This window comes from Streptomyces antimicrobicus (genome assembly GCF_020532625.1).
GTDB classification, from domain to species: Bacteria; Actinomycetota; Actinomycetes; order Streptomycetales; family Streptomycetaceae; genus Streptomyces; species Streptomyces antimicrobicus.
The window spans coordinates 1-3,164 of sequence record NZ_JAJAUY010000250.1 but is presented as its reverse complement, the minus strand read 5'-3'; the positions used below and the strand labels follow the sequence as shown (position 1 = coordinate 3,164).

The following is a 3,164-nucleotide window of genomic DNA, read 5'->3' as shown; positions in this document are numbered from 1 at the left end:
GCGGCGGGCCCGGTGTCGGCCCGGCCGGCCTCGGCGGGGCGCAGGCCCAGCAGGGCGCGCGGGGTGCCGCCGGGCGGCGTCTCGTCGTCCAGGCTCGCCATGGGCGGGCGGACACCGGCCAGCGCCGGGACGTCGTCGGTGGCCGGGTCGTCGAGGCCGAGGACGCTGAGCGGGGGCTCCAGTTCCACGGGTCCGTCCAGCAGGGCGGCGGGGACCGGCCGCTGGCGTGCCGTACCGTTTCCGCGCCCGCTGGAGCGGCCGGCCGGGCGACCGGTGACCGCGGCCGGGGCGGGCCGCCGGGAGCGGTCGGGGCCGTCGAGGCGCAGGCCGGTTCCGTTGGTCTCGGGGGCGTCGGTGAGCAGGGCCGCGGGCAGGAAGACGACCGCGGTCGTGCCGCCGTACGGGCTGGGCTGGAGGGAGACCTTCACGCTGTGGCGCTGGGCGAGGCGGCTGACCACGAACAGGCCGAGCCGGTCGGTGTCGGACAGCGCGAACTCGGGCGAGTCGGCGATCCGCAGGTTGGCGTCGAGCAGCGACTCGGGCGTCATGCCGAGGCCCCGGTCGTGGATCTCCAGGGTGAAGCCGTTGGCGACCCGCTCGCCGTGCACCTGGACCGCCGTGTGCGGCGGGGAGAACACCGTGGCGTTCTCCAGGAGTTCGGCGACGAGGTGGGTGATGTCGGCGACGGCCGGGCCGGTGATGCCGAGCCGGGGCAGCCGGCGTACCTCGATGCGCTCGTAGTCCTCGACCTCGGCGACGGCGGCGCGGACGACGTCCATCAGCTGCACGGGCTTGCGCCACTGGCGGGAGGGCGCCGCTCCGGAGAGGATCACCAGGCCCTCGGCGTGGCGGCGCATGCGGGTGGTCATGTGGTCGAGGCGGAAGAGGTCGGCGAGCTCCTCGGCGTCCTCGGTGCGCCGCTCCATGGTGTCGAGCAGGGTGAGCTGGCGGTGCAGCAGGACCTGGTTGCGGCGGGCGAGGTTGACGAACACCTCGGAGACGCCGCGGCGCAGCTCGGCCTGCTTGACGGCGGCCTCGACGGCGGCGCGCTGAAGGGTGTTGAGGGCCTGGCCGACCTGGCCGACTTCGTCCTTCTCGTACTCCAGGCGGGGCGCCTCGGTCTCGATGTCCACCTGCTCGCCCGCGGCCAGGCGCCGCATCACCCCGGGCAGCCGCACGCCGGAGGCCTCGTGGGCCTCCTTGCGCAGCCGGGACAGGTCGCGGATCAGCTCGCTGCCGATGCGGATGGACAGCACCAGGGACACGATCAGGGCGGCGAAACCGAGGATGCCGGCGACGGCGGCCTTGAGCAGGACGTCCATGGCGACGGGCTCGACGCGTTCCTGGTAGCGGTCGCCGGCCGCGGTGCCCATCGCGGCGACCTCGTCCAGGACGTGGGTGACCGCGTCGTCCCACTGCCGGGCGGTCAGCTTCGGGTTCTTGCCCGGGCCGGCCGCGAGCAGCTTCTCCTCCGCGTCGCGCAGCGGCTTGGTCTGCGGGCCCGACCAGTACTGCTCGAACAGCACGCGGTCGTCGGCCGGGAGGATGCCGAGGTTGATCTGGTACAGCATCTGCCGGTTGGCCATGTGGTCGGAGAGCCGGCGCAGGTCGGTGGCGCTGACGTTGCGGGCGGCGAGCGCGGAGGCGACCACGGCGTCCTCGCGCGAGAGGGCCTCGCGGGCACGGGTGATGCCGACGAGGGCCCGGCCCTCCTTGTCCATCTGCACGTCCTCCAGCGCGTGGAGGTTCTGCAGGAAGTCGTAACAGGGGTCGACGAGCCGGTTGTAGAGCTCCAGGGCCTGGCTGGGGTCGAGGCGGGTCTGGTCGACGGAGTGGCGCAGGGCGTCGATGCCGTGGAAGGCGTCCAGGATGGAGCGCAGCCGGCGCAGGGCGTCGGCGCTGAGCTCGTCGACGACCTCGGGGTCCTTGGCGTTGGCGCTGATCCGCCGGACGATCTCGTCCGTCTCGGCGCGCCGCTTGGTGAGTTCGGCGGTGGCGGCGGCCACGGTCGGGTCGCCGAGCACGACGAGGGTCTGGCGGCGCTCCTTCTGGATGACGCGCACGACGTCCTCGACAGGATAGCCGACCTTGTCGATGACGTAGGCGACGTCGAGGAGTTGGAGGGCCTGGCGGCCGGTGATGACGGTGGCGAAGCCCCACAGGGCGGTCAGGGAGACGAGCGGCACCAGCAGCAACGCCACGATCTTCCGGCGGATCGACTTCCCGCGAAAGCGCATGGCCTCCCCAGCCTCCCCCAGCTCCACCCCGCTGTTGGGGGTCGGTGTTCCGTCAGTCGACGTCAATGAAACGGCGTGAGCCTACTACTGACGCCGAGTCCACTCGAAGACCTGTCCGGACGTTTTCGGCCGGGGCGGCGAGCGAAGATCACCAGTTGTCCGTTAGGTCCCGCCAACTGCGGCCCGTTATGTGGCACATGACACCTGGTGCGACGTCAGTGCCCGTAGCGGAATGGATGGCTGGAATTCTTCGTTCCGGCATCTTGGACGGGAATCCCGAACGGCTTTCGAGCGTCCTTCCGATCGTGAGCGCATGGCAGACCGCCGTGTGGGGAGTGAGCCAGGCATGAAGAACAGCTACGACGACCTGGGCGCCGGGGGGCGGCGCCCGCTGTGGGTCGAGGAGCCGGCCCGCCGGCGCCGCCTTCCGGATCCGGTGCGCCATGCGGCGGTCCGGGCGGTGGTCCTGGTGGCCCTGACGCTGACCGAGGCGAACATCGCCTTCTTCCTGACCCTGACCACCTCCTGGCTGGCGTTCCCGACGGTCCTGTTCGGCATCGCCATGACGGTGGTGGCCACCTGGTCCGTCCTGGACGTCTGGATCACCCGCCAGACGTGGATCCAACGCAACGGAGTCCTCTCGGAACCCAGCAGCACGGCCCGCCCACCCCGAGGCGAACAACTCCGCCGCGCCTGACGCCGCCACGGGGGCCGGGCCCCCGAACCGAACGCCGGGACCCGCCGCACCACGGGTGGAACACGCGAACGGCGAAGCCCCCATAGCGCTCCGGGCCCAGGGGCGGGGGCGCAGGGTGGGGGTGGTCGGGACGTAAAGCGTGATGTGTGGCGTCACCCCACCCTCAGGGACAGAACCAGCCGGACCGCCATAAATCATGCAGTCCCGACCACCCCCACCCGGAGCCCCCG

Annotated in this window: 2 protein-coding genes; one reads left to right on the top strand and one right to left on the bottom strand. The window is 72.1% G+C overall.

What is annotated here, in order from left to right:
* Positions 1 to 2,237, bottom strand: a 2,237-nt coding sequence (locus tag LG632_RS29810; RefSeq protein ID WP_226731046.1) for a sensor histidine kinase, incomplete at its 3' end; no start/stop codon positions are given.
* Between the two features lie 346 nt (positions 2,238 to 2,583).
* Here LG632_RS29810 and LG632_RS29805 point away from each other — a divergent pair.
* Complete coding sequence (locus LG632_RS29805) at positions 2,584 to 2,934, top strand: hypothetical protein (RefSeq protein WP_374203642.1); 351 nt, start codon at positions 2,584 to 2,586, stop codon at positions 2,932 to 2,934.
* Positions 2,935 to 3,164 lie beyond the last annotated feature (230 nt).

Coding starts and splice junctions, on each gene's coding strand:
- LG632_RS29805 (WP_374203642.1), top strand. CDS start 2,584: ATGAAGAACAGCTACGACGACCTGGGCGCCGGGGGGCGGCGCCCGCTG.